The sequence below is a fragment of the Amycolatopsis sp. A1MSW2902 genome (assembly GCF_017312175.1).
Lineage (GTDB): Bacteria > Actinomycetota > Actinomycetes > Mycobacteriales > Pseudonocardiaceae > Amycolatopsis > Amycolatopsis nivea.
In genome coordinates, this window is the sequence record NZ_QJPO01000005.1 from 70162 (window position 1) to 96168 (window position 26007).

Annotated in this window: 25 protein-coding genes; 14 read left to right on the forward strand and 11 right to left on the reverse strand. The window is 71.3% G+C overall.

What is annotated here, in order from left to right; genetic code table 11:
- Nucleotides 1–682: 682 nt before the first annotated feature.
- Nucleotides 683–1183 (reverse strand): helix-turn-helix domain-containing protein, encoded by a 501-nt coding sequence (locus DMP23_RS47670; protein ID WP_337825287.1) that lies wholly within the window; start codon nucleotides 1181–1183, stop codon nucleotides 683–685.
- A 207-nt stretch (nucleotides 1184–1390) separates the two neighbouring features.
- Here DMP23_RS47670 and DMP23_RS47675 point away from each other — a divergent pair, with 207 nt between their 5' ends.
- Genes DMP23_RS47675 through DMP23_RS47735 form a run of 13 tightly spaced genes read left to right on the forward strand, consistent with a single transcriptional unit; the run spans nucleotide 1391 to nucleotide 17989 of the window.
- Nucleotides 1391–2983 carry an outer membrane protein assembly factor BamB family protein gene (locus DMP23_RS47675; RefSeq protein WP_337825288.1) on the forward strand — a complete coding sequence of 531 codons (1593 nt, stop codon included), beginning with the start codon at nucleotides 1391–1393 and terminating at the stop codon, nucleotides 2981–2983.
- Nucleotides 2983–3981 (forward strand): C40 family peptidase, encoded by a 999-nt coding sequence (locus tag DMP23_RS47680; RefSeq protein ID WP_337825289.1) that lies wholly within the window; start codon nucleotides 2983–2985, stop codon nucleotides 3979–3981. Before DMP23_RS47675 ends, DMP23_RS47680 begins: the two co-directional genes overlap by 1 nt.
- The gene (locus tag DMP23_RS47685) at nucleotides 3981–4460 is read left to right on the forward strand and encodes a hypothetical protein (protein ID WP_337825290.1); all 480 of its coding nucleotides are present in this window, start codon (nucleotides 3981–3983) and stop codon (nucleotides 4458–4460) included. The genes DMP23_RS47680 and DMP23_RS47685 overlap by 1 nt, the downstream gene beginning before the upstream one ends.
- 49 nt (nucleotides 4461–4509) lie before the next feature.
- Complete coding sequence (locus DMP23_RS47690; RefSeq protein ID WP_337825291.1) at nucleotides 4510–5193, forward strand: DUF6668 family protein; 684 nt, start codon at nucleotides 4510–4512, stop codon at nucleotides 5191–5193.
- Nucleotides 5193–5462 carry a hypothetical protein gene (locus DMP23_RS47695; RefSeq protein WP_337825292.1) on the forward strand — a complete coding sequence of 90 codons (270 nt, stop codon included), beginning with the start codon at nucleotides 5193–5195 and terminating at the stop codon, nucleotides 5460–5462. Before DMP23_RS47690 ends, DMP23_RS47695 begins: the two co-directional genes overlap by 1 nt.
- Nucleotides 5463–5492: 30 nt before the next feature.
- Nucleotides 5493–6212 carry a hypothetical protein gene (locus DMP23_RS47700; protein WP_337825293.1) on the forward strand — a complete coding sequence of 240 codons (720 nt, stop codon included), beginning with the start codon at nucleotides 5493–5495 and terminating at the stop codon, nucleotides 6210–6212.
- On the forward strand, nucleotides 6209–7639 hold the full coding sequence (locus DMP23_RS47705; protein WP_337825294.1) for a hypothetical protein: 1431 nt from the start codon (nucleotides 6209–6211) through the stop codon (nucleotides 7637–7639). Before DMP23_RS47700 ends, DMP23_RS47705 begins: the two co-directional genes overlap by 4 nt.
- Entirely contained in the window at nucleotides 7636–9186 is a 1551-nt protein-coding gene (locus tag DMP23_RS47710; RefSeq protein ID WP_337825295.1) for an SCO6880 family protein, read from the forward strand. The genes DMP23_RS47705 and DMP23_RS47710 overlap by 4 nt, the downstream gene beginning before the upstream one ends.
- Entirely contained in the window at nucleotides 9183–10763 is a 1581-nt protein-coding gene (locus tag DMP23_RS47715; protein ID WP_337825296.1) for a hypothetical protein, read from the forward strand. Before DMP23_RS47710 ends, DMP23_RS47715 begins: the two co-directional genes overlap by 4 nt.
- Nucleotides 10764–10766: 3 nt before the next feature.
- The gene (locus DMP23_RS47720; RefSeq protein WP_337825297.1) at nucleotides 10767–12527 is read left to right on the forward strand and encodes a type IV secretory system conjugative DNA transfer family protein; all 1761 of its coding nucleotides are present in this window, start codon (nucleotides 10767–10769) and stop codon (nucleotides 12525–12527) included.
- The gene (locus DMP23_RS47725; RefSeq protein ID WP_337825298.1) at nucleotides 12520–13629 is read left to right on the forward strand and encodes a DUF4913 domain-containing protein; all 1110 of its coding nucleotides are present in this window, start codon (nucleotides 12520–12522) and stop codon (nucleotides 13627–13629) included. Before DMP23_RS47720 ends, DMP23_RS47725 begins: the two co-directional genes overlap by 8 nt.
- On the forward strand, nucleotides 13626–17213 hold the full coding sequence (locus tag DMP23_RS47730) for a toprim domain-containing protein (RefSeq protein ID WP_337825299.1): 3588 nt from the start codon (nucleotides 13626–13628) through the stop codon (nucleotides 17211–17213). Before DMP23_RS47725 ends, DMP23_RS47730 begins: the two co-directional genes overlap by 4 nt.
- Nucleotides 17214–17269: 56 nt before the next feature.
- Nucleotides 17270–17989 (forward strand): hypothetical protein, encoded by a 720-nt coding sequence (locus DMP23_RS47735; RefSeq protein WP_337825205.1) that lies wholly within the window; start codon nucleotides 17270–17272, stop codon nucleotides 17987–17989.
- A gap of 137 nt (nucleotides 17990–18126) precedes the next feature.
- Here DMP23_RS47735 and DMP23_RS47740 read toward each other — a convergent pair whose 3' ends face one another.
- Both DMP23_RS47740 and mobC read right to left on the reverse strand, forming a co-directional pair.
- Nucleotides 18127–19893, reverse strand: a complete 1767-nt coding sequence (locus DMP23_RS47740; RefSeq protein WP_337825300.1) for a relaxase/mobilization nuclease domain-containing protein — start codon at nucleotides 19891–19893, stop codon at nucleotides 18127–18129.
- Nucleotides 19890–20264 (reverse strand): plasmid mobilization relaxosome protein MobC, encoded by a 375-nt coding sequence (gene mobC, locus DMP23_RS47745; protein ID WP_337825208.1) that lies wholly within the window; start codon nucleotides 20262–20264, stop codon nucleotides 19890–19892. The genes DMP23_RS47740 and mobC overlap by 4 nt, the downstream gene beginning before the upstream one ends.
- Before the next feature lie 284 nt (nucleotides 20265–20548).
- Here mobC and DMP23_RS47750 point away from each other — a divergent pair, with 284 nt between their 5' ends.
- Nucleotides 20549–20917 carry a hypothetical protein gene (locus tag DMP23_RS47750; RefSeq protein ID WP_337825209.1) on the forward strand — a complete coding sequence of 123 codons (369 nt, stop codon included), beginning with the start codon at nucleotides 20549–20551 and terminating at the stop codon, nucleotides 20915–20917.
- A 114-nt stretch (nucleotides 20918–21031) separates the two neighbouring features.
- On the opposite strand, the gene DMP23_RS47755 is transcribed toward DMP23_RS47750, so the two are convergent.
- The 8 genes from DMP23_RS47755 to DMP23_RS47790 all read right to left on the reverse strand — a co-directional run bounded on the left by DMP23_RS47755 (nucleotide 21032) and on the right by DMP23_RS47790 (nucleotide 25828).
- Entirely contained in the window at nucleotides 21032–21430 is a 399-nt protein-coding gene (locus DMP23_RS47755; protein ID WP_337825210.1) for a hypothetical protein, read from the reverse strand.
- A gap of 78 nt (nucleotides 21431–21508) precedes the next feature.
- The gene (locus DMP23_RS47760; RefSeq protein ID WP_337825301.1) at nucleotides 21509–22651 is read right to left on the reverse strand and encodes a DUF932 domain-containing protein; all 1143 of its coding nucleotides are present in this window, start codon (nucleotides 22649–22651) and stop codon (nucleotides 21509–21511) included.
- Between the two features lie 296 nt (nucleotides 22652–22947).
- The gene (locus DMP23_RS47765; protein ID WP_337825213.1) at nucleotides 22948–23178 is read right to left on the reverse strand and encodes a hypothetical protein; all 231 of its coding nucleotides are present in this window, start codon (nucleotides 23176–23178) and stop codon (nucleotides 22948–22950) included.
- Nucleotides 23178–23387 (reverse strand): hypothetical protein, encoded by a 210-nt coding sequence (locus DMP23_RS47770; RefSeq protein ID WP_337825214.1) that lies wholly within the window; start codon nucleotides 23385–23387, stop codon nucleotides 23178–23180. The genes DMP23_RS47765 and DMP23_RS47770 overlap by 1 nt, the downstream gene beginning before the upstream one ends.
- A 168-nt stretch (nucleotides 23388–23555) precedes the next feature.
- Nucleotides 23556–24068 (reverse strand): hypothetical protein, encoded by a 513-nt coding sequence (locus DMP23_RS47775; protein ID WP_337825215.1) that lies wholly within the window; start codon nucleotides 24066–24068, stop codon nucleotides 23556–23558.
- Nucleotides 24069–24333: 265 nt separating this feature from the next.
- On the reverse strand, nucleotides 24334–25239 hold the full coding sequence (locus DMP23_RS47780; protein WP_337825216.1) for an NUDIX hydrolase: 906 nt from the start codon (nucleotides 25237–25239) through the stop codon (nucleotides 24334–24336).
- 67 nt (nucleotides 25240–25306) lie between these two features.
- Entirely contained in the window at nucleotides 25307–25603 is a 297-nt protein-coding gene (locus tag DMP23_RS47785; protein WP_337825217.1) for a hypothetical protein, read from the reverse strand.
- Nucleotides 25604–25639: 36 nt separating this feature from the next.
- Nucleotides 25640–25828 carry a hypothetical protein gene (locus DMP23_RS47790; RefSeq protein WP_337825218.1) on the reverse strand — a complete coding sequence of 63 codons (189 nt, stop codon included), beginning with the start codon at nucleotides 25826–25828 and terminating at the stop codon, nucleotides 25640–25642.
- Between the last annotated feature and the right edge of the window lie 179 nt (nucleotides 25829–26007).

A 26007-nucleotide genomic window follows, 5' to 3' on the forward strand; every position in this document is an offset into this window, starting at 1 on the left:
GATGTCGGTCTTCGGCCAGCATCCGTTCAGCGTTTGCCAGTGTGCGCCATGTTCTTACCATGCGTTAGCTAGAGTTGACACCTTCGGTCAGCTTATGTTTACAGTTCACTGTGTACGGTGTCATCTACAGCAAACGCCCACGGTGGGCGATGCGCCCGGGCGAGCAGGTGCTCGGGCGGCTCCGGCTGACACCGGCGACCAGCGAAGAAGCCCGGAGCCAGCACAGGGGAGGAGCGGGTTCAGACGAGGAGGCGAGTTCCCTCCCGCGCGACGTCGGCCAGACCTCGCACGACAGCGCGCCCGGGCAACGGTGCGGCATCCACAGGGGGGATTCCAGCATCTGTCCACTGTGCACTGAGCTGACCAGCGGATACGTGACGATTCGCACAGGTGGAACGCGTACGAATACTCATGCGATCCAGCCGTTCGACCCTGACGATCAAACCATGCTCACCGAGCGTGGCCCGGAGGACACGGGCGACCTCTCGCACGGCAGCCAGTTAGCGCCGACCGGAGGAGACTGTCGCGAACTTCCTGGCCTGGGCGACGCGCCGGACCGTGCGAGATCGGCGTCGGCTGCGGTTTGAGCGACGCCCGCGAGCGCACGAAGGCCAGCACGCCGACCGCTCGCTGCGAGAGTTCAAAGGAGGGGAGTTTCGTAATGGCCGCCGTCGTGCGCCGGTCAGCCCTGTGCCGGCCCCGTCTCGTCGTGATGCTGGTCAGCCAGGCCAGCACGCCGCCGCAGTTCGATCATCCGTCGTGCGCGGGTGCGCTCCCACAGCGCCTGCAGTTCGGCCGGGCCGAGGCCGAGGACCGCGGCGAGGGCGGCGGCCTGGTGTTCGCTGGGCCGCCGGTGACCGCTCTCGATGTGGCTGAGGGTTGCACTGTCGATCCCACTCTCTCGACTGAGATCGCGGGCGGTCATCCCGTTGAGGGCTCGCCGCTCGGCGAGCCCGATCTCGTCGTCAACGAGGTCAGTCAGCGCCTGCAGCGGCACGCCGAGGACGTCGGCGGCCTTTTTCGCACGCCGCGGATCCGGAGCGACGTCGCCAGCCTCCCACTTGTGCACCGAGCTGCGAGTCATGCCGATCAGGTCCGCCAAGTCCAGGATCGACAGGCCGCGCCGCTCACGCGCGGCGCGCAGTCGGCTGGGGGAGAACCCCGGCAGTCTCGCGAGTGTCACCCGTCGCATCCCTGGTCGCCGCCGCGTTACGTCGTCGCCCATCATCCTGCCTTCTCTTTCATCGCCGGTCGCAACCCCAGTTACCTAACAATGCGAACTAACAATCACAGCTAATAATGTTACACTGGCAATGGGGTTCTGGGGAGCATCACGCCGACCGTCCCCCCGAACAACTGACCAGGGCCGATTCGGCGAGAGGAGGAGATCATGAGTTCGACCAGGCAGAACACCCCGTCTGGCGGCGGCATCGGGCCGAGTGAAGCGGGGTTCGACCCGTCGACGGTGCCGGTGTACCCGGTGGTGCGGATTCGGTTGGAGCCCGAGCCGGGCGCCGTCGACGGCACGGCGCGAGGGCTGGTCGACGGCACGGTCGTGGCCGTGTCCAGCGACCTCGCCGACGTGCGGGCACAGCTGATCCGCGAGGTTGCGCGCAAGGCTGCGCTGCGTCCGGGGCGGGCGATCCGCGCCAAGGGCGAGGATCTGTCCGGCGCGGTGTGGGAGATGGTCGTGACCGACGACGGCCAGACCTACGACGCGACAGCCCTGCGGTCGCCCCGGAAAACGGGCCGACCGCGCCGTGCTGTGCTGATCGCCGCCGCAGGCCTGGCGCTGACCGTGGCCGTGGCCCTGGTCGCGGTCGTGCTGATCCTGCAGCGTCCGGCTCCGTCGGAGACCGCGGCCCCCGCGCCGCCGGCTCCGGTGGCGACCGAGCTTCCGGTCGCCGGCCCGGCAGGCTGGTCCCGGGTCGCTACGTGGTCGGCTCCTGTCGAGGGCAACGGCCCCAACCCGACCTCCCAGGTCGCGGCCGACGGGCTGAGGGTGTTCGCGCCCGGCAAGGACTCGGTGTCGGCCTACAGCGCTGCGACCGGCGCCCGGCTGTGGTCGGCGGGGATCGACGGAACCGCGCAGACCGGGCCTGCCGTGACCAGGGTGAATGGTGCGCCGGCGGTCGTGGCCGCGTCCTCCTCGGAAATCCAGGCGTGGGATCCGGCCACCGGACGGTCCCTGCTGACCGCGAAACTTCCGTCTTCCAGCGCTCGTGTACGGGTGACTCCGACCGGTCCGATGGTGACCGACGACAACGGCGGACAGCACGTTCTGGTGGTCCAGGGCCAGAACCTCGTCGCGCGGGTGCTGCCCTCGGGCGCGACCCCGTTGTTCCCGACCGCCGATGGCGCCCTGATGGCCGCGGCCGCGCCGGGGCAGCTGTGGCGCATCACCTCCGACAGCGTCGCGGGGAACCCGATTCCGGTGCAGGCACCGGCAGGCATGACGTTCTCCGCTGTCGCCGGGGCCACCGAGCGGGCGGTCGTGCTCGCCTACGCCCCGCCGGGCGCGCCGTCGGGCACGGTCGTGCTGAGGGCCTTCCCTTCCTCCGGCGGCGACGCTCTGTGGACCAGTACGCCGGTGCCGCAGGCGCAGGCCGCGACCGGCGCGACGTCCGCCCTGGTCCCGGCGGCTCCTTCCGGGCATTGGGGTGTCTACGGCACCTCGATCGTGGATCTCGACCTCGGGAAGACCGCGTCTCTGCCGAACGGGTGGCAGACCAGCGTCGTCGGCGACGAGGTCGCGTTCGGCACCGTGGACGGCGTGGCCGTGGCGGCCACCCCGGCAGGCTTGACTCCGGCGAGCAAGCAGGCGCTGGCCGCCGGAGCTTCCGGGACCGCCGCGACCGTCCCGGGGACGCCGGGCGCGGTGTGGGGGACCGCCGCGTACCTGGTAGCGCGCGACGGCACCGCCGAGCACCTCTACGCCGTCCCTGCTGCCGGCGTCCCGGCGACCTCGACGGGGGGCCGCTGATGAAGTGGGCCGCCGGCGGGTTCTTCGCGTTGCTGCTGATGCTGCCGCTGATGCTGTTCGCGGTCTCGGGCAACGATCCCAAGCCCGCCCTGGGCCAGGGCTGCGGCGACGGCGGCGGCGGGTCGTACGCGCCCGTCGACCCGAAGGGCGCAGCCGCGGCGCTGACCCCCGACCAGCGCTCGATCGTCGCGTCGATCATCGGGATCGGCAAGCAGCGAGGACTGCCGCCCCAGGCGTGGCAGTCGGCGATCCAGGCCGGAAAAACCGAGTCCGAGCTGCGCAACCTCCCCGACGGCGACCGTGATTCGATCGGCGTTTTCCAGATGCGTCCCAGCATGGGCTGGGGCACCCCCGCGCAGCTGCGGGACGTCACCTACCAGGTCAACAAGTGGTACTCGGTGCTGGCCGCGGTCCCGGGGTGGCAGTCGATGCGCACCGGCGACGCGGCCCAGCGGGTCGAGCGCAGCGGATTCCCCGAGCGCTACCACAAGTGGGAAGCGTTCGCGGCCGCGGTCATCGCGCAGAACGGCGACTCGGTGCCGCCTGCGGCGGGTGCGCCGCCCGGCGGCGTGGTCGGCGCGTGCGGGCCCTCCGCGCTGGACGCGAACCGGATGGAGGCCGCTGTCAGCTTCGCGCTGGCGCAGCAGGGCAAGCCGTACCAGTGGGGCGCGACCGGTCCCTTCTTCTTCGACTGCTCCGGGTTGATGCTGCGCTCCTACCAGCAGGTAGGGATCACGCTGCCCCGCACCTCGGCCCAGCAGTACACGGCCGGGGCTCGCGTCCCGGTCGCCCAGGCCCGCCGCGGCGACCTGCTGTTCTGGGCCTACAACACGAACGACCCGGCCACCATTCACCACGTCGCGATGTTCCTGGGCGACGGGCAGATGGTCGAGGCCCAGCAGGACGGGGTCCCGGTGAAGATCTCCCGGATCCGCAACGTCGGGCTCATGCCGTCCGCTGTCACGTTCCTGCCCACCCAAGCCCCGGGAGGCTCCTGATGCTGCTGTCCGCCCGTGCCCTGGTCAGCGCCGCCGCCGCGGTGCTGACGCTCGCCGCCGCGTCCGCGTGCACGGCCACCGAGCGCGACGCCGCCGAGCACCGCCCGGCCGACACGCCCGGCACATCCCTGGTCCCGGTGAACCCGGCCACCGTGCCGCCCTCGGTCGCCGAGCAGTCCGCCGCGACGTCGACGGCCGTGCAGTGGGTGCAGCGGTGGCTGCGCCCTGCGGAGGGAGTCCAGCTCTCGCAGTGGATCGCGGGGCTGGAGCCGCTGTCGACGCCGGAGGCGGTGACGCAGCTGCGCACGGTCGACCCGCAGAACGTCGACTCGACCCGGATCACCGGACCGGCGGCGATCCATGCGTCGCTGCCTGAGGACATCACCGTGGACGTGCCCACCGACGCGGCGACCGTTCGGGTCGTCGTCGTCCGAGCCGACGGCAAATGGCTGGTCAACGGCTGGAACCCCGCCTCGTGAACGCGGAACACGGAAAGCGAGGACGTCACAGATGGAAGCGGTAGCGCTGATGAGAAGGAAAGAGAAAAACCCGGTCGCCAACCCGTTCCTGGCTCCGGAGGTCCGCCCGTCGCCGATCCAGGCCCCGTCCCAGCAGGACGGGGGGCGGTTCGAGTACGAAGGCGCCCCGATGCCCACCGGCGCGCCTGCCCCGGCGAACCCGGTACTGCGGCTGCCGCTGTGGATGGTGTCGCCTCGGGTGGCGCCGCCGCGGATCCCGACGGTCCCGCTGCTGCAGGTCGTCGGCCTGCACGGAGGCGCTGGCGCCACGACGGTGGCGGGGCTGCTCGGCCAGGGCGTCGTCGACTGCGGGGTCGGCCTGGACTGGCTGTGGACCCCTTCGGCCCCGGTGCTGCTGGTGGCCCGCACTCACGGGCACGGGCTCGATCTCGTGCGCCGCACCGGGCAGCAGTGGGCCTCCGGCGGCCTCAACCAGATCCGGATTCTCGGGTTGGTGCTGGTCGCGGACCTGCCCAACCTCGGGGCCCAGAAACGCCCGGCCGAGTCCGCGTCGCGGATCTTCCCGGTCACGTGGCGACTGGACTGGGAGGAGGAGTTGCGCCTAAATCCCGGCCCGCCGCACCCGGACCGGCTCTCCTCCCGGATGCGGCGCATCCGCAAAAGCGTGCTGGCCAAAGCCGAACTGGCCAGCCCCCACATCCACCACCAACAACAACAAGCAAGGAGCAGCTGATGAATCCCTTCCTCTCCGCGGCCGTCCTGGCCGCCGGCCAGCTTCCTCCGGGCACCGGCCAGCTGAGCACCGTCCTGGCCTGGGTGAGCGGCCTGACCGGGCTGGCCCTGTTCGGCGGATTCATTGCCGCCATGGGCAAAACCGGGCTCGCCGCACTGCGCCACGGGCACTTCGAGGGCGGCGCGGGAGCCGTCATCTGCCTCGTGTGCGCGGTGCTGCTCGGAGCCGCGACCGCGATCTTCGCCGCGCTCGGCGTCAGCGCGGGCTAGAGCACATCCGACACGGAGGGAGCTGGCCACATGGCCGACAACGAGGAACCCGAGCGGTCCAGGGCGGACAAGTTTTTCAGCCGCACCGGGTGGTGGTATTTCGCGGCCGCGATCGTGCTGGTCGTGGTCGCGGGGCTGGTCTGGGTGCTGCTGCCTTCCGGCCGCGACTCGACGTCAGGGCAGGAGCCCGCCGTCAGCGCCGGTCCGCCGCCGTTGACCGGCGACGGAGGATGGAACGACACCGGGTGCGCCGGGACTTCCGGGTCGGCCGAGGTCCCGACCAGCGGCCCCAAGGTGGCCTGGCGGGCCGAGGACCTGGCCTCGATCCCGACGAGTCCCGACTACGGGCCGACCCGCACCGTCGGCCCGGTCCACAGCTGTTTTCAGCACTCGCCGACCGGTGCGCTGATGGCCGCCACGGTCATCCTCGAGGGGCTGGCGGCTCCGGCCACCGCGACTCAGGTGGCGAACGCGGGGATGACGCCCGGACCAGGGCGTGACGCGACGATCGCGTCGACCTCCGACGCGAAGCCGAGCGCGCTGACGCCGATCGGGTTCTCCTTCGGCGCCTGCCAGCCCGACCGGTGCCAGCTGAGCCTCTTGCTCACCGACGGGGCGTACGGGCAGTTTGCGCTGTCGATGGTGTGGCGCGACCGCGACTGGAAAATCGACGGCGCCGGAGGTCCGGTGCAACCCGTCGCAAGCCAGACGATGCCGTCGGGGTTCGTCCCGTGGGGGCCGAACTCATGACACGGATCGTTCTCGCGGAAAGCTGCGGTATCAGCGTCGGCTGCTACCTCGAAGAGGGCGCGAAAAAAGCCTTCAACTACATGGTGCGGGCGTTCGGCGAGGCCGTGATCGGGCTCGTCAAATGGCTGTCGACGTTCTGGATGAAGGTGCCGTCCCCGACGGTGGCGGGCCAGGCGGCCGACGGCCGGTGGTCGGAGTCTCCGACCCTGGACTGGTTCCACGGGTCGCTGTCGGTGTTCACCGGTTTCTTCGCCGTGTGCGCGTTCGCGTTCGCTATCGGCCGGATCGCCTGGTCGGCGCACCGCTCGGGCGAGGCGCACGAGGCCAAGGGCGTCGTGCGCCAGGTCGCCACGGTCGCGGCGGGGCCGTTGTGCCTGGCCGCCGTCACACAGCTGCTGATCTCGGCGGGCGATGCGTTCAGCCCGTGGATCATCGAGCAGGCCTCGAACGGGGACCCGTCGCAGGGCATGGACAAGCTGATGAAAATCGGCCTGGGCACCGGCGCACCGGTCACCATGCTGGGGCTGTGGCTGATCCTGTTCCTCCTCTGCTTGATCGGCTCGCTGGTCCAGTGTGTGTTCATGGTGATCAGGGCTCCCATCCTGATCGTGCTGCTGACGCTGTCGCCCGTGTTCGCGGCCACGACGGCCAGCGAAGAGGGCTGGCAACGGTTCAAGCGCCTGGCGATGACCGTTCTCGGGTTCACGCTCTACAAGCCGGTCGCGGCGATCATCTACGCGGTCGGGATCAAGCTGATGACCACCAACACGACATCGCAGGCCGACGCCGCGGGCGGCTCCATCCAGGACGCCATCTACGGCATGGTGATCATGGTGATCGCCGCGCTGGCCATGCCGGCGTTCATCAAGTTCATCGCGCCCGCCGCAGCGGCGGGCAGCTCCTCGATGTTCTCCGGCGCCGCGGCGGTGGGCGCGGTCGCCGCCGGTGCCGCGATCGTGGCCGGGGCCGGAGCCGGGGCAGCCGGAGCCGGGGCAGCGGGAGGCGGCGCCGGAGGCGCTGCGGGAACCGGGGGAACCGGAACCGCCACGGGGAGCGGTATGGGCGGCGCAGGCCTCGCGCAGCCGCCTTCCGGAGGCGGTTCCGGTCCGCCTTCCGGCAGCCCGGAGCCGCCAGCAGGCGCGGGCTCCGGCTCCCGCAGCGGCGGCGGAACCGCCGCAGGCGGGGAAAACGGCTCCCCGGAGAACGGCGGCGGCCAGGGCGGACCGGGAGACGCCGCCGCAGCAGCAGGCGGCCAGGCCAGCCCGAGCGGCGGGTCCTCGCCCGCACCCGTGGCCGCCGGTTCCCGCTCCTCAGGCGGAAGCGCCGCGATTCGCGGCGGGTCGGAAACGACCCGCCGACTGACCGATCAGATGAAGGCCGGCGAAGAGCCGGACACCGCCGAGGGCGCGGAGGGAACCCAGCGATGACAACGCCTAACGAAACCGCAGACCGGGACATCACCTACGGCAATCTGCTCTCGCCGAAACTGCCGGGCTTGGGCAACCTCGGGTTCGGCTCGACGATGTTCGCGGTGTTCTCCGCGATCGTGCTGATCGTGCTGGTCGCTGTGCTGCAGCTGCTGGTGGTGGCCGTGGTGTGGCTGGTGATCAGCGCGGCGGTGCTGGCCCCGGCGGCCTTCCCGACCAAGGACGGGTACGGCCGCTACCAGATGGTGTGGCGCCGCCGCATGCACGCTCGCGCGGAGAAGACCGGGCGCACCGCCTTGCGGCAGGGCTTGAGCGGGCACGTGCCGGACGGGGAATGCCGGCTGCCCGGCCTGGCCGCCACGACCAGGCTGCGCACCTTCCGCGACGTGCACGGCCGCGAGTTCGGGCTGATCGTGTGGCCCGAACAGGACCTGTACACGGTGGTGATCGAGGCGTTCCCCTCCGGGTTCGAGGGCCTGGACAAGGCGACGATCGACAGCTACCTGGCCCACTGGGCGGCGTGGCTCGGGCGGCTGAACACCGTGGAAGAGGTCGCGGGAGCCGCCGTGGTGGTGGAAACGGTGCCGGATTCCGGGCGCCGCCTGCTGCGCGCGGTGCGCCGGGGCCGGGTGGACAACGCTCCCCGGCTTTCGCGCGGGGTGACCGATCAGATCCTGGACTCCTACCACGTAGGGACGCCGGCGACGACGGTGCGGCTGACGGTGACGCTGTCGGCGATCGCGCCGGGCGCGGCCGACGAACCGGCGCGCAGCGAGCAGGAAATGGCCGACCTGATCGGGGACCTGCTGCCGACCTGGACCGGATCGCTGGACATGACCGGAGCCGGGACCGGTGCACGGCCGTGCACCGGGCAGGAGATCACCGACTACGTGCGCGTCGCCTTCGACCCGTCGGTGGCCGAGCTTGTCGAGGAGGCGCAGCTGCGCTCGGGCGAGGACGGCCCCGGCGGCGGAGGCACCGGCATCGAGTGGGCCCAGGCCGGACCGATCTCGGCGTGGAATCACTGGGAGCACTACGCGCACGAGTCGGCGGTCTCGCGCACCTGGCAGATGAAAGAGCCGCCGCGCGGGGTGTTCTTCGCGCAGACCCTGCATCACATGCTCGCGCCGCACAAGGACATCGCCCGCAAACGCGTTGCGCTGCTGTACCGGCCGGAGTCGCCCGAGGCCTCGGCGACCGCCTCGGAGCGGGACGTGAAGAACGCCCGGTTGAAAGCCACCCAAGGCCGCTATGCCAAGGCCGCGGCCAGTGGCGATCTGGAGGCCGCGCAGCGCTCCACCCGTCAGGTCGCGATGGGCTCCCCGTTGATCCGGGTGGGAATGCTGGTGACGGTCACCGTCCGCGACGCCGCCGAGCTGGCTCGGGCATCGCGTGCGGTCAAGACGGGCCTGGCCGGTCAGGCCCGCATCGCGTTGCGGCTGCCCAAGGGCGCCCAAGACGTCTCCTTCCTCTGTTCCCTGCCGTTGGGCCTGGTGCCGCAGATCGCGCTGCGTGCGCCCGGCAAGCACGAGGAGGGCGCAGCATGAGCAGCGGGTTCTTCGATCGGGCGCTGGCCCGTTTCCGGCACCGGAGGGTGCGGCTGGTGCGGTCGGCGCTGACGCGTACGGGGTGGGCAATCGCCGGGGGCGGCGAGACGACCATCGTCGACGCTCCGCCGGAGTTCCGCGGTCCGTCGGTCCAGGTCACCGGCTTGTATCCGTTCTCGGCAGGATCGACCCTGCCGATGATCGGCTCGGCGCTGGGCCCGCACCTGGGCGGCCGCGGCATCCTGTGCGCGGACCTCGTTGCCTGGTTCGCCGCCGGCCTCATCAACAACCCCTCGTGCTTCGTGCTCGGCCGCCCGGGGGTCGGGAAGTCGACGCTGGTGCGGCACATGCTGATCCAGCTTCCGGACAAGGGCGTGATCCCGCTGGTCCTGTCCGACTTCAAGGGCGAGTACGTCGACCTGGTCCGGGAGATGGACGGCAAGGTCGTCTCTCCCGGCCGGGGCGCGGCCTACGTCAACCCCCTGGACCTGGGGCCGCTGTGGCAGCGGCTGATGGAGCTGCCCGAGACGATGACCGGCCGCGACGGCCGGCTTCGCCACCCCCGCGCCGAAGCGCGCGCGGACATGGAAGGCCGCCGGGCGAACGTGATGATCGGCCTGTGCGAGCTGGCGATCGGGGCGCGGCTGGCCGCACACGAGCAGAACATTCTCGTCGCGGCAATCCGGTACTGGCAGGACCGCCACCACACCGACATCCCCGTCGTGCAGGACGTCCTCGACGTCGTGCGAGAGCGGCCGAAGGAGCTGCAGCTGATCGCCCAGGACCGCGGCGACGAGACCCGCTACGCCGAGCGGACCGAGCGGCTGGTCGACGCGCTGCTGGCCCTGTGCTCCGACGAGGGCCTGTTCGGCGGGATCTTCGCCCACCACACGACCGAACCCATGGAAATGGGCCGACCGTTCTGCTTCGACTTGCAGGCCGTCGACGCCGCCGACCGCACCGTCCAGGCCGGTCTGCAGCTCGTCTGCTGGTCCTACGGCTCGGCCGCCGTCACCGCCTCCAAGCACCTGTCCGACGCCGGCCTGCAGCCGCGTCGGGTCTACGTCCTCGACTACGACGAGCTGTGGCGCTCCCTGCGCGCGGCCGAGTTCATGGTCGACCGCATCGACGACCTCACCCGGCTCAACCGCACGCTCGGGCTGGCGCAGATCCTGATCACCCACACGATGGCCGACCTCAAGCTGCCGACCGCGGACGCGACGGAAAAGGCCTGGGGCTTCGTGTCCCGCTCGGAAATGGTGTTCATGGGCGGGCTGGACCACAAGGAAATGGGCAACCTGGCCGAGGTGTTCGCCATGTCCGCCCGCGAGCAGGCCATGGTCACCGGCTGGTCGGCGCGCGGCACGGTCAACCCGAAGACCGGAAAGGCCGACGCCCCGCCGGGCCGCGGCAAGTTCCTGCTCAAAACCGGCCAGGACCTCGGGTTGCCCTTCCGCGTGCAGCTGGTCGACGCCGAGATCGCGCTCAACGACACCAACCGTACGTGGCACGACGCGATCGCGTCGATGAACCGCGGCGGCGGCAGCTACGACGAACTGCTCGACGAGGCGGTGTAGACCATGCCCACCCAGCGTCCGAACAAGCGCCGACCAGCGGCCGGGATTACCGGCGGCGAGGCGCTGGTCGTATTCCTGAGCATGCTCGCCCTGCTGTGGTGCGCGGCCGCGGTGTGGCTGTCCGCGCAGCTGGGCGGCACCGGCCACGGAGACCCGGTGTCCTGGATCGCCGACCGCGACGGCACCGGCCGGTGGAACCCGGCGGCGACCGGGTGGCTGCTGCTGGTCGGCCTGATCACGCTCGCTGTCGCGGCCGCGGCGGGTGTCCTCGGCTGGCGGTGGTGGCGCGGCCGGGAGTGGACCGACGCGCTCGCCTCGGACATGTCCTCGCCGCGCGACTTCCGCGAGATGACCGAGAAAGCGGTCGCTCTCGACGCGCAGCGGCTCGGCTGCGCGCACACGGGCGCCGGAGTTCCGGTGGGCCGGTCGGTGCTGACCGGGCAGAACCTGTACGGCACCTATGAGTGGTCCCAGGTGTGGATCATGGGCACGCGTGCGGGCAAAACCCGCTCGGTCGCGATCCCGCAGGTGCTGTCCCACCGCGGCCCGGTCGTCGCGACCGAGAACAAACGGGACATGCACAACCGCATCTGCGGGCCCCGCTCGGAGATGGGGCAGGTGTGGGTCAACGACCCGCAGCAGATCGCGCATCGGCCGCCGAACTGGTGGTGGAACCCGATGTCGTTCGTGACCAGCGTCGAGCGCGCGGAGCAGCTGGTCGAGATCTGGGCAGCCGCCCGCACCACGGCCGACATGGCCGGAGCCGACCCTTACTTCGAGCCCGAAGGCCGGGCGCTGCTGGCGAACCTGGTGATGGCCGCCGCTCTCGGCGGCGAGTACGTGACCAGGTTCCCGGACTGGCTCACCGGGGCGCCGCCGCGCCCGGGGGTGCCGGATCCGGCCGACATTCTGCGCACGCACGGATACCGGGCCATGGCCACCGACGTCGAAACGAACCTCGACCTCAACCCCGACCAGAAAGACGGCCTCTTCGGCACGGCACGCTCGTTCGTGCGGTTCCTGCGCTCTCCTCAGTTCGTCCCGTGGATGGCGCCCACCGGGCCCGACGATCGGCGACCGCAGTTCGACCCGAACGCCTTCGTCCGCTCCGAGGCCGACACCCTGCTGCTGCTGTCCAAGGACGGCGCAGGCTCCGCCCGGGCGCTGACCGCCGCGCTGACCGCCGCGGTGTACGCCGCCGGAGAGACGTATGCGGAGAGCAGCGGCGGCCGCGTGCCGACGCCGGTCCTGTTCGAGCTCGACGAGGCCGCGAACATCTGCCGTTGGCCCGAACTCCCGCGCCTCTACAGCCACGCAGGGTCGAAAGGCCTGATCCTGGTCGTGATCCTGCAGTCCGCTCCGCAAGGCGAAGAGGCCTGGGGCGAGCGGATGTTCCGCATGATGATCAGCGCCGCGAACGTCTTCGTCGCCGGTCGCGGCATCAACGACGATGCCACGCTCTCGCAGCTGGCCAAGCTGATCGGCGATCGCCAGATCGCCGACCGCTCGCTGTCGCTGGGCACCAGGGGCCACCGCTCGACCAGCCACCAGAACCGCGACGAGCGCATCCTCACCGAAGCGGACCTGCGCGCGATGCCGCGCGGCCGCGCAGTCCTGTTCGCCTCCGGCGCACGCCCCGTGCTGCTGGGCCTGCGCGATTTCACCGACTACCCGTGGGCGCCGCTGGTGGCGGCGTCGGAAGCCCACTTCGGCGACCCGGCCCTGCTGGCCCAGGCTGATTCCGAGGAGGAGACCCATGCGTAGGACCCCGAACCGTCGGCTCTCCTCCGTGGAGTCGGCCGCACCGCGCCCGGACGGCCCGGCAGGACCGTCCGGATCGGCGCCCGCACCGCCGCAGCGCCCGGACGGGCCTGCCGCAGCCGCCTACGCCGCGCTCCGCGCAGCGCAAAGCGCCCTCGCCGATGCCGAGGGCGCGGTGCGGGTCGCGCAGGCCCAGCTCGCCGACACCCTCGCCGCGACTCCGCAGGAAAACGCCGCCGTCGCCCGTGCTGCGGAAGAAGTCGAGGCGGCGCGGGCGAAAGCCCAGGCGGCCGCAAACGCGGTTCGCGCGGCGGAACGCACGGCCGCGGACCGAGCCGGTGCGGTGGAGGTCGCGGCCGCGAAACTCGACGCCGAGCGAGCCCGCGATGCTGTGGACGACGTGAAGATCGTCGAGGCCGTCGAGCGCCACGAGAAAGCGGTCCGGGCCCAGGACGCGGCGCGGGAAGCCCTCCTGGACGCACACGAGAGCCGCGACACGGCCGAGAACCTGCTGGCAGCCGCGGAGGAGCGGCTCGCCCAGGCCCGCGCTGTGCCTCCGCGCGAGAGCGCGGCGGTGGTCGCGGCCCGGGAAAAGGTCGCCAAGGCCGAACGCGCCCGAGACCTGGCCGAGGAACGCGTCGCCGCCGCCCGGGCCGCCTACGACCGCGCGGTCGCGCTGGAATCCGGACAGGACGCGCCCGCCGCGAGCGCGCCGCTGTTCGCGTCGCTGCCGACGTTCGTCGACCGGTACGTGCTGCCCAACTGGCGTCACCGCCACGACCGGGACACCCGGTGGTGCGAGCAGTGGTGGCTGCACGAAGAAGCCGTCACCCGGCTGGAAGCCCTGTGGGAAGCGTTCGAGGCGATGCGCCTGGAGCCAGCGCCGAGCCTCTCGACCTGGCTGCGCGACCACTTCGACCACCACATGTCGATGCTCACCCGCGCAGACGGCGCGTTCGCCAACTGCGCACCCCGAACCCACGACGACCCGGTCCACCGCGCCGGGGCCGTATGGGCGCACACCGAACCGCCTGCGGGCTTGTTCGACGTCGACCCCGAGTCCGTCGTGCAGCCCCAGTCCCACCAGCAGGGAGGCGTGGCATGACCATGCACGAGGAACTCGAACTCGCACGCGAGCTGGACCAGGCGCTGCGCACGGCAGTCACCACGGTCGCGCAGATCACCGAGCGGACCGCCCGCACTCGCGCCGACAAGAACCGCGAACTGGCGCAGCGGGAACGCGAAGCAGCCCGCGAGACCGCCTCCCACGCCCGGGAGCTGCAGCGGCAGCAGGAGGCGAAGAACCGGGCGGTCTGGACGGCACAGCGCGACGGGGCCCGGGACAGGTTCCTGCCCTGGACCCGGCCCGGCGTCGTCGAACGCGGCGACCGCGTCGCCGCGTCCCGCGCGTGGGCCGCGGCAGCCGCGTGGGCCGACCAGGACCCGCGCGCCCTGGCCGCCCGCGACGATCTCGGCCGACGGATCGAAACCGCCCACGGCGCGGACCCGGCCACCATCCTGCGCAGCGTCGAGAACCCGTCCGCGCCGGGACGAGTCCCCGCCGGACGCATCACCATGCCCGAGGCCGTCGACCTCGCCGAGGCCCACGCCCCGTTCTACTACCGACGGCACAGCAACCTGCGCGGTCGGCTCGACGCTCGCCCGAACGGCGCGGCACAGCAGCAGGTGTGGGCCGACTGGCAGCACTGGGCCGAGTACGGACGCCTCCCCACGCTGTCACGCTGGGAGGCATGGGCCGAGCACACCGGCCGCGGAGCCGAGTTCGCGCCCGACCGATGGCGAGTCGCGGGCGGCGCCGTCGACGAGCATGCCCGGGCCGCTGCCCTGCACCGCCACTGGGAAACCACCGCGACCGACCGGGCCGACGCCGAGCTGGACCACCACCGCGCCCAGATGCGCGCGGCGGGCCTGGACCCGAACCGAGCAGACCTCGCGATCGGCACGTCCTTGACGCCGGCCGGGCGTCCGGACCGACCGCTGGATCCGAACGCCCTGGACGACGCGGCGGTCGCCGACCTGGTGCGCACCTGGGAGTCGGCCCGGGTCACCGCCATCCTGGAGCCCGACAACGCCGCAACCGCATTGGACAACGCCGACCTGCTCGAACGGCACTTTCGCGACCGGTTCGGCATCGACCCGGCCACCTACCTCGCCGATGCCCTGCAAGACACCGCGGCCGCAGCCGCAGACGCAGCACGCGACCAGGACGCGGTCGCGACCGCGCTGTCCGAGGAAACCGCGATCGCGCACGACATCTCGGCCAGCACCGCCACCGGCGCCCCGGTCGAAATCCGGTACCGAGACGTCGTGCTCCCCGCCGGCCCCGACAATCCCGACCGCGGCGTGGCCCCGACGAAAGCCGGCAGCGACGCGGAGCGCGCCCACCGCGCGCAAGCATGGCGGCTGGCGCAGGCGGGAATGGACGAGACAGCGTGGAAGGCCCTGCCGAGCAAGGACCGCTACGACCGGTACTGGACCGTCTACGACGCCCAGGAAGCCCGGCAGGTCCAGATCCCCGAGAACGGCACGCTCGGGCCCGCCGCCCCGCTGACCAGCGCGTCCGAGGACTCAGCCAAGACCCCGCAGCCCGAACGCACGGCGCCCGCGGCAGCCGCTGACCCGCGGCAACTGGCGATCGACGCAATCGAAAACCTCTGGCCGCACGACGCGGAATGGATCATCGCAAGCCAGACGCGCTCGGTTGACCAGCTCGGCGACAGACTGCAAGAGGCAGCCGAAAAAGGCTACGAGCCGCTCGAGATCATGCGGGAAGCAGTGATCTCCAGTGGCACAGAGCGGCTGATGCAGCCAAACTCCGCACCAGGCGACACCGTCGACACCAGCGCAGGAAACCGGTACCCGCCTGGCGTGACGCACCCCGGCACCATCGGCACCGACCCCGCAAAGTTCGCAGCGCGGCAAATCCGCCGAGAACTCGACAACCGCGGCACCGCCAGCACAGCAGCCAAGGACCCGACACCGGAACGCACGAAGCCCGCGGCTCCCACCTCCGCAACGGGCAGCCAGGCCCCGGCCGCACCGAGCGCCCGACCGTCGGTCGCGCCCAAGGAAGAACGGGGAATGGCCCCGTCGAAGGCGTCGACCCCGCAGGAGCGGGCCCGTCGGGCGACCGCGTGGGCACTGGCCGAGCAGAGTTTCCGGGCCGAACTGCCCGCCGACACCTCGTCGATGGCCGCTGGCAAGGCGTGGCAGGAGATGGCGTGGCAGGACAAGGCCCTCCGGTACTGGACGGCCTACGACTCCGCCGAAGCACGGACGGCCGCCGGCCTGGAACCGGTCGCCGCCCCGCAGACGGCACCACCGCGGCGGACCGCCCCTGCACCGAACGAGACGCCGGCGATCAGCCGGGAGCGGACCATCGAGCTGAACACACTGGCCGCCGACTACTTCGCCACGTCGATGACGCCCGACTCCCCGGGGTATGCCTACCTGGCCGGCAGGCTCGGCGCCGACGTCGTGGCCGACGACCGCTGGCGCTTCGGCTACGCCCCGACCGGATGGTCCAACCTCACCGGCCACCTGCGCAGCCACGGCGCCACCGACACCGAGATCGTGGCTGCGGGCCTGGGACGGCAGTCCACGCGCGGCCAGGTGATCGACTTCTTCCGTGACCGCGCCATGGTGGGCATCCGCGATCAGGACGGCGACATCGTCGGGTTCATCGGACGCGACCTCTCCGGCGACGAGAGGGCGCCGAAATACCTCAACACGGGCAGCACCCCGGCTTACACCAAGGGCGACCACCTCCTGGGCCTCTACGAAGCTCCGGACAGTGCCCGGCTCGCCCGCGTCGAGGGCCCTTTCGACGCCGTCGCGGTGACCGCCGCCGGCGACGGACAGGTCGCCGGCGTCGCCCCGCTGGGCACCGCGTTGACCGACCGGCAGGCCGACCAACTCGCCGAACGCGGGCGGATCTGGGAGATGCTCGACGCCGACGCCGCGGGCCGGACGGCCGCGGAAAAAGACTTCTGGCTGCTGGCCGAACGAGGAGTCGACGTCCGCGACATCCCGCTGCCCGACGGCCTCGACCCCGCCAAGATGTGGGAGGACAAGCGCGACGATCTTCGCGCGCGGCTGGCCGATCTCGACAACGCCCGTTCCGGGGCATTCCTCGTCATCGACAACGCCATCGCAGAGCTGCGTCCCCGGCTCATCGCCGGAGACGACGACGCTGCCGCGGAGATCGGGTTCACCGAACACCGCGTCCGCGAACACGCCCCCGAAGATCAACGCGACCAGCTGCTGAGCTACTCCGTCGACGAGGTCGCCCAGCTGCAATACGACGCCGGCCAGGAAGCGGTCGAGCAGGTCCTCAGCGAGATGCGGGCCACCGAGGGCGAGCTCGATCAAGCGCAGTCAATCATCGACGACGAGCGCGCCACCGCGGTCCAGCCCGGCGACCGCGACAGCGGACCCGACCGCACCGAAGCACGGCCGGCTTCCGCGAACTACGACCGGGCCGAGTCCGTGCCCGAGACGATCGACGACGACGCCCGCCAGGCCCGCACCGTCTCCGCGTACGGCTACCCGCGCTCGACCCGCGACATGCTGGCCGAGACCGACAACCGGAAGGCGACACAGGCGAAACCTCGCCCGCAAACGCCCGGGTCCGGCCGAGCCACCCACATCCGCTCCCAACGGCGGTGACAACGCCCGATCTGCCCAGGAACAACCATCGCTCAGCACAGGAAAGGACCTCGACGATGAGCGAGTCCGCGCAGAACGTCACCGGCGCCGACAGCGCCCGGCTCTACGACGAATACGTCCCCCGGCGGATCGACCCCGACGCCGCGGCGGACGTCCTGCGCAAGCAGGCCTATCTCGGGATCGACGGGAGCTCTGCCACCGCCAACGCCCAGCGTGCAGACCGCGCACAAACCATCCTTGCCGAGGCCGCCGCCCGCGAGAACGAGGCATACGGCCAGGCGCACTGGATGAACGAACCGAGGATGCCGGACGTGAAACTCGTCCACCTCGTCGCCGAAGCCGGCGGCGACGTGCAGGCCATCGCCAGCGACGAACTGCGTGACGTGGTGATGTCCGCACTCGACGCCCACGGCGACGAGTCCGTCGTCAGCGACGAGGACGGTACTCGCTACGAGGGGGTGGAACCGATGGACGACCCCGCCGTCGCCGAAACGGTGGACAACACCCTCGCCCAGCTCCGCGAGATGCTGCTGCGGACCGACGCCGCACACCCGGAAACCACCACGACCGCCGCGAACGGCTACGACCGCGGCGAAAGCATGGCGGCATCGCTCGACGACGAGGCGACCCGGGTCCGCCAGGTCTCCGCGTACGGCTACCCGCGCTCGACCCGCGACATGCTGGCATCGGCCAACACCCAGCACGCGACACAGGCGACGCCGCACACACAGCCGCCCGCCGCGCAAACCACCCGGACCCGCACCCAAACCACCTGACGTCCGAACTCCCACACAGTTCAAAGCCCCGGCTCAGCAAACATGCGAGCCGGGGCTTCGCTATGCAGGACCCCTTCCGCGCCCGTCCGGACCACTGGAACATCTCGACCGCCCCATCGTCTGCCGAAGCGCAGGGGTCAGCGAGTCCGGCCGCGTCGTTCATCCGGTGCCGGCTTCTCCGCACCGGCAGGTCGAGTCGGCGACACTCCGGCGGCGGTCGTGTCGGGTGCGGCCTTGACGCGTCCCGTCGCGACGCGCGCCATCGCCGCCGCACCAGCAGCCTCAGGCGCGAACGCAGCACGCTCCGGCACCGCGTGCTGCAGGCCGGTCGTTACGTGTTCGAGGACGGCAACCGCGTTGGTGTGCAACGCACGCGCAGCCGCCAGCTCCTGTCGTGCCGCGCTCGCGGCGTGCACGGCGGTCACGGTGCGCTGCACTTGGGCGAGGACGGCGAGCCAGCCGCGGTGGTGGTCCGGCGAGCTCGCGCGCAGCGCGGTTGCGGCGTGACGCGCCGCGAGCTCGGCACGGGTGGGTCCGAATCGTTGCGCGGGTGCACCGTCCTGCCCGCGAGGCTGCGGCATCGTCGTAGACGTCGGCGCGTCGTCGACGGTGTGCCGGATGAGCGCATCGGCGGCGACCGCGAACGATTCGCCGGTCGGGCCGTCGATGCGAGAGAAGACGGACAGAAGACCGGCTGCGTCCCGCTCGTGACGACGCCACTGCGGGGCATCGGAGGACAGCCGTTCGAGGTCGCCGTTCCAGGCGTCCAGCTCCGCGACGGCAGCACGCACCTGTTCCTCGACGTCGCCCGCCGCGACCGGCGTCGCCTCCGCAGGTGCGGCGTCGCCTCGCCACAGCGCCAGTGCTTCCGCACGCGTCTGCGGGGTCTCGTTCGGCTCCCATTGGGCACGCAGTTTGCCCAGGGTCATCTCCGGGTCGAAATGAGTGGGCGAGAGCCACGGGCCGTCGCCGATACGGACCTTGTACCCGGTCACCGTGTCGTGCCCGCCGGGAGCCCATCGAGCGACGTCGAGCTCGACACCGACCGCGCCGTCGAGGACAGCGTTGATGAACTCGACCTCGGTCGTCGACATGGCGGCCGCGGCGCGCACAAGCTGCCGAACGAGGACGCGGTCGGGGACCTCTTTTCCGGTCAGCTCGGCCCGTTGCCGAGACTGCTGGTGCTCGGCCATCGTGTACGCGGGAAGCGACCGGCCGGAACGGCCGCGGTCGTGCAGCGGGATCACGAAGTCGTGACGCTCTTCGATCTCACGGCGCACACGCTGAACCAGTGCGAAGTCGTTTCGGTGGCGGTTGCCGTTGCGGTCCGTGCGGTGGGGGAGCTCGGCCCAGCGCCCGTCCTGGCGGACGAGGTTCACCGCGATGTGCATGTGCTCGTTCCCGTTCACCGACAAGCCGTGGCGCATCGCCACCCACCGGCAGCCCTGGTCGTCATCGGGCCCGTCGCTGAACCCCATTCCGCTCATGAATTCCTGAGCGACGGCAGCCCACTGCTCGTCGGTCCAGGCGTTGTCGGGCGGGAGCGAAACGATCAGGTGGTAGACGTGCTCGGGACCGAACACGTCGTTGCCGAAGACGTCGACGACGCCCGGCTCGCTGCCGCGTGCGGTGCGCGAGATGCCGCGCACCGGCAACCCGGCCTCGGCCATCTGTTCCATGTACGCAGCGCGCCAGGACGACTCGACGAAATGCCCGAGCTCGCGTGCCTCGTCGGCGGCGAGGGCTCCCGGCCATGCGAGAGCGAGCCCGGGGGAGCCGGCCACCATGTGCTGGTCGCGATGTTCGTTCGCCTTGCCGGGCCCGTAGAGATACTTCATCAAGCCGGGCATGTCCCGACCGCCCTCGGCGACATGCGCGACCATGGTCGACGGTTCACCGGTCACGCTTTCACGCTCCGGAACAGATCTCCGCCCGGCAGGTCGTGCAGCAGCTCGTCGATACGGTCGACCTGCCGCTGCGCGAGTGCCAATGCAGCCTCCAATTGCGCGGCCGCGGGCAGCTCCCCGGTCGAGTTCGCGACCGTCGCCATCTGATTGACGTTCGTCGCGACGCCGATCAGCAGACGCTGAGCCATCACCAGCTCGGCGTAGATCTGCGACATCTTCGCCGCGGCGACAGCGTCTCCGGCCCACAGCGCACGCTCGTACAGCCTGGCGACGCTGACGCCCTGGACTTCCGCCATGGCCGCGACCCGGGCCCACTCTTCGTCGGTGTGTTTGATGACGGTCCGCTTGTCGCGCCGCTGACCGACCATCCGACGACGGTACGAGCCTCCCCGTTCACCCATTGCTGCACACCTCCTGATGGGTCTCCTCGTGCTGTGCACGAGTGGGTCTACTCGGCCGGCCACCTAGGACGGGCGAGGTGCGTAATCAGGGTGTGACCCGCACTTAGGGGCACCCTACCCTATAGCTTGCTCCCGCCGAAGGCGTGGAGTGCCTTTTCCGCCAGGAACGCACTGTGTCACCGAAACCCATCGGCAAAGACAGGGGAAGGGCAGTGCGGGACTTGACGCGTGAAGTCGCCTACACTGCGGGCATGGACACGATCACGGACCGCGCCCAGGCACTGCTGCAGGAACGGCTCGGAAGCATTCGAGACCTGGAGAAATACGCGCAGGAAGCGTCGTCAGCGCGTGACGCGCTGCGCGCTGCCGAGAGCAAGCTCGCGGACGCCTGGACGGCGGCGACCAAAGCGGGATGGACTGTCGACGAACTGCGAAAGCTCGGGATCGAGCAGCCCGGCTCCCGACGTGGCGGGCGACCCCGGACGGCAGCGTCGCGCCGTGGATCGGCCACAAAGAAGCGCGACGTGTCCACCAAAAAGCGCGACGCGTCGACTGAGCGAGAACCCGCGCAAGCCGCGTCGGCCCCGGTAGCCGACGATGCGGAGTCCTCCGCTCAGTAGGTAGTCCCGCTCCGCTCAGTGCTGCGTCGCCGTGCGACGGGCCGCGTACACGACGCGTAGGGCCCGCCCGAGTTGCCTCGGGCGGGCCCTACGCGTTTTCTCGTTGTCGCTGAGTTAGCGAATTCCGCCGTCCGACCCGAACGATGCGGGCCGGTCTCGCTTGCGGTCGCGCCACGTGTGGGCGTCCGTGATCTGTTCGTTGGTGAGCCCCTGGCGCCACGCGAGGGCGAGTGCGTCCCGGTAGGCGTGGACGTCGTCGCGCGTGACGGCGTCACCCAGCGCCTGCAGGGTTTGCTGCGCCTCGGCCAGCGAGACGCTGGCCGCGTGCTCCAGAAGATCGCCGGCCACCAGTCGCCGGCGGTCAACGGCCACTCGCCTGGGGGCGAGGGCGTACAGGGTCTTTCCTTGCGCATCGGTCTCGGTGGCGACGACCGTCCCGGTTTGGCCGGCAAATTCGCCGGAGGTGATGCGTACGAACTCGCCGATTACGTAGCGGGTTTCCGTCGTGGTCATGGTGAACAGTTGTCCTTTCGGAGCGACGAGGAACCGGCCGGGGCGAGCGGCACTGCCCGCCCCGGCTTCGGTTGGCGGTCAGCGTGCGGCGGCGGCGATGTCGAGCGCTCGCACGGCGTGGGTTTCCATCTCGTGCGCCCGGTCGGCGTCGGTGTCCCGGATGACCTGGGCCGCGCTGGTCACCGCGTGCATGACGCCTCCGGCGGTGGGGTCGCCGCCCTTGAGGAAGTGCGACAAGATCGCGTCGCGCTGGGCGTCGGTGTAGCGCAGCTCGGTCTTGACGCGCTCGATGGTGTGCGAGGGCTCGCTGACCTTGGCGGCGGCCTTCTCGGTCATCTCGGTGATGACCTTGGTCAGGTAGTCGGTGTCCAGGATGGTCCGCACGGCGTCGGCGGTCTGGGACTTCACCAGCTCGACGTTCTTGCGCTGGGTGGCGTCGCTGAACCGGATCTGGCCGTGGTCCAGGCGGCCGCCCAGGTGCGGGGACCGCAGTGCGTCGCGCTGCAGCGTCATGCCGTTCTTGCAGACCTGGACCTCGACGCGCGGGGTGATGGTGAACGCCCCGTGCCCTACCTCACTGTTGGCGACGACGAAACCGGCGAACACCATCGGGTTGTCCGCTCCGCGGTCGCCGGTGAACGGCGAGCGGTAGTCGGCCAGCAGCTGCGGCGCGGCGGCCGCGACAGCCGGGGAACTGATGCGCACGTACATCCGCTTTTCCGACAGGTCCGCGCCGGTGACGTTCGCCTCGATGCCGGTGGAGCGCAGGCCTTCGAGCGTCGCGAGCAGCACGTCGAGGTTGTCGACGATGCGGTACTTCTCGGACAGGAACGCCCGCGCGATGCCCTCGCCGCCGTCCTCGTCGGCGAGGCCGCGCACGAGGAACGACCGCGCGTCGCGCTCCAGCCAGCCGTTGACGTTGGCGTCCCACAGCTCGACGTTGTTCTCGCGCAGGTGGCGCACGTACGGGGCGGGGATGCCGAGCTTGTCGGCGATTCCGGCGTCGGCGACGACGTTCGGGGCGAGCGACGCGTCCCGGGCGGTGACCCCGTCTGCGGTGAGCACCGGCTCGCCCGCGTCGCGCACGACCAGGCGGCCGCCCTCGGCGCGGATCGCGGCGGCCGGGGCGACGACGTCCAGGCGCTGCGCGCGCTGGCGCTGCAGCAGGTCGGCGATCGCGGCGAGGTCGCTGTTCGAGGTGGTGGTGATGACGTCCGACATGTCGTTTCCCTTTCGGGTTCGGGGTGGTGAGCCCCTGTTCTGTACTGACATGTTCAGTCTAGCGTACATGTTCAGGCAGGCGCAACCGTGCCCGCGAAAAAGGTCGGGAAGATCGCGACACGCACGTCGCGGCCGCCGGTGGGCGGCCTTGATCTCCTCTTCCTCCCCGCCGTCTTTTTTCTGGGTTTCCGCGGCCGCGTCGTCGGCCTGCGCGGGCGCCTGTTCCCGCGCCCGGGGATGCGCGTCGACGCCCGGGCTCCCGCGCCGCCAGGGACGCGGGAGCCCGCGACGCGCGGCTAGCGCACCCGGGCGGCCTCCGGGTCTTGTCCGGCCGCTCGCTCGACCGGGGCGACGCGGAGCACGGTGGGGTCCTGGACGGACAGGAAGTGCTTGCCTCCCGCCTCGGCGAGCGCCTCGACGGCGTCGGCCTTGGCCGCCGCCCGCGCTGCCCGGCTGTCGGGTCCGTCGATGTGCACGGGAACGGAATGCAGCACTGTCTCGGCGACGATCACGCGGTAGTCGGCCATCACTCGACCTCCTCCGGTGCGGGAACCTCGGCGGCGTCGATGATCGCGACGACGGTCACGCCCGTGACGGCGTGGGAGGTCTGGCACTCGGGGCAGGCGATGATGTCGCCGGGCGTCCAGGTGCCCGCGATGATGTCCGGGTACTGCTCGCAGTCCGAGTCGACCGTCACGATCGCTGCGGGCCTGGTCGGGATGTCGCTGATGTTCATCGTTCGTCTCCTCGCGTCGGGGTGGTGAGCCCCTGTTCCGTACTGACATGTTCAGGTTAGCGTACATGTTCAGTAGTGCGCAAGCGTGTCGAGTGCGCCGACCGGAAATGCGTGCGGGGAGCGCGGTCCGGACACCACTCCGGTCGCGCTCCCCGCTGTCAGTGCGAACTACGACTCGTCGAACCGGTGCCGGTAGCTGCTGGCGAGCCTGGTCGGCGGGGTGGGCAGCGTGCCGCCTGCGCGGGTGCGCGCGGCCTCGACGGCGGTGGCGATCGCGCCGGCGACCCATCCGCTGTCCGACGTCCACAGACCGGCCTCGCGGTCCTCGCGCATCGCTTTGCGCATCGCCGCCAGGTCCCCGTCGGGCACCTCGAAGCTGCGGCTTCCGCCGGTGATGCCCTCGGCGGGCGGGCGCTCGACCCGCGCGGCACGCTCCTGCGGGGTGAGCTCGGCGAAGCGGGAGAGGGCTCGCCCGATCCAGGCCGCGAACTTCTCCGGTCCGCGGATCCGCTCGCGCTCGTCGCACTGCCAGTCGGCGAGGTAGGCCGCGCGCGCGTCGTCGAAGTCGGGCAATCGCCAGTACCACGCGATGCGCGTGTGCCCTGGCGCCGGCACCTGCGGCTTGCGCGGGGCCCGCCGTCTCGGCGCGGCCGCGCGCCCGACGTCCTGGTCCTCGCTCACGGCGCTCTCCTTTCGCGCGCCCCGCCGGGGCCGCCTTTCGTGGACATGGTCAGATTAGCGTACATGGTCAGACATGGCGAGCGGCGCGCCGGCGTCGCGACCGGGGCGGCCCGGCGGCGGACCTCCCCGCGGCGCGGCCGGCGGCCCTCCTGGTGGTGGCTATGCTTGCCTGTGCCGCGCGGGCTCGGGGTGGTTCCCGATGTTCTGTACTGACAACGCGGTGAAGTCCCCGCCCCGATGGGGCGGGGACTTGTTCGTCACCGGGTCATTCGACCGCCGCGAGGATCGCGCGCCGGTGGTCGGGCCACATCCGTCCGAGCAGCCGCTCGTGGAGGTCGTCGACCGACGCCCAGCGCGCCCCGGTCGCCGGGTCCGGCGGGGGCCCGATCGTGTCCGCCAGGTCGAACCGGACGGTGTAGATGCAGGTCCAGGCGTGCAGGGTGTGCGGCGAGCTGATCGGCCGGATGGCGCGGACGATCGTCGCCGGCGTGTCCTTGCCGACGGCAACCCCGGTCTCGTCGCGGGTTTTGCGGGCCGCGGCCGCGATCACCGAGTCGCGGGTCACCGGGCGCAGCCCGTGCCGCCAGTCGGCGGCGGTACGGCCGGCGTCGGCGGGAATCGCATAGCCGCCTGGCAGACAGGGAATCCGGCCGCTGGCGGTCTCGCGGCCGGTCAGCAGGACGTCGCCGTCGGCGGTGGTGACCACCGCGTCGGCGACGACCGCCTCGCCGTACCAGTGGGCGTAGCCCAGGCCGGCGGGCAGCCCGATCCGGGAGTCGGCCAGCAGCTGCAGGTGCAGCGGGTGCAGCGGGCGGCCGTGCTGGTCCAGCACCCAGCCGCGGTCGCGGCAGTACTGCTGCAGCCCGGGCTCGACCGCCACGGCCGGGACCGGGTCGTCCTGCGTCGCGAACTCCGGATCGAGCGCGTCCGGGTCGACGCCGTCGCGGTTGGGATGGCGCAGCGCGTCGTAGCCGGGCGGGACGTGCGCCCGGCCCGAGACGGCGGGGCTCCACCCGGGGGAGTTGGCGCGCAGCCGGAAGCGGTAGCCGGGCTGCGGCGTGGCGATGTTGCGGGCGATGTCGTCGAGCTCGGCCGGGCTGTAGGGGCGGCCGTATCCCTGTCCCCAGCGGGTGTCGTCCGGCACCAGCTCGGCGTCGATGTCGATCGTCATGGCGGTGTTGGCCCTTCGTCTGCAGGTTCCCGGGGTGCGTTCTGGGGCGCCGGCCGGGAACCTGCGGTCAGGGCTGGTGCTCGTCGATGTCGGGTGCGGGCCGCCGGTGTCCCCGGCCGGGCCCTGGCCGTCGGCCGGGGCGTTGCGCCTGGACGGCGAGCGCCGCGTCGCGCGGGTAGCCGCGGACCTCGCGCACGCCGTACTTGGCCATCAGCGCCCGGACGCTGTCGGTGCTGATGCCGTACTCCTCGGCGAGTGCGCGAGTTCCGATGAGGCCGTGCTCGGCCCGTCGCGCTTCCACGCCGTCGTCGGCGTCGGCCCGAGGCGGTGGTCCGGGTTCACGAGGCTCGTCGAGAGCGGTCATGCCCGAACCGTACCGACTCGGACGCGCCGGGCCCGCTCAGTCGAGGCGGGTGTACGGGTTGCCCTCCGGGTACTCCGGGACCTCGTAGGCCGGCCCCTGGTTCACTCCACCGACTGCCTGGTGGCGATTGCTGGCCGAGTAGGTGCAGCCGGACTGGGTGCAGTAGCCCTCGCTCGTCGCGGGGTGGTTGTTGAGGCACTTCTGCTGCTGCTGCGGTTTTGCCATGACGTCCTTCTTTCCGGGCGGGAAAACCTGACAGCCGAATCATGTCACACGCTCCGTGTGATTTGTTTTTTGGACGAGCATTGTCACGGATTTGTCCAGACTGCGGAGAGTGGTTCGCCTGTTGCCGCGAGCAGTACGCGCGGGCGGTCGGCCGCGAGCCGTTTCTGTCGTCAACCGAT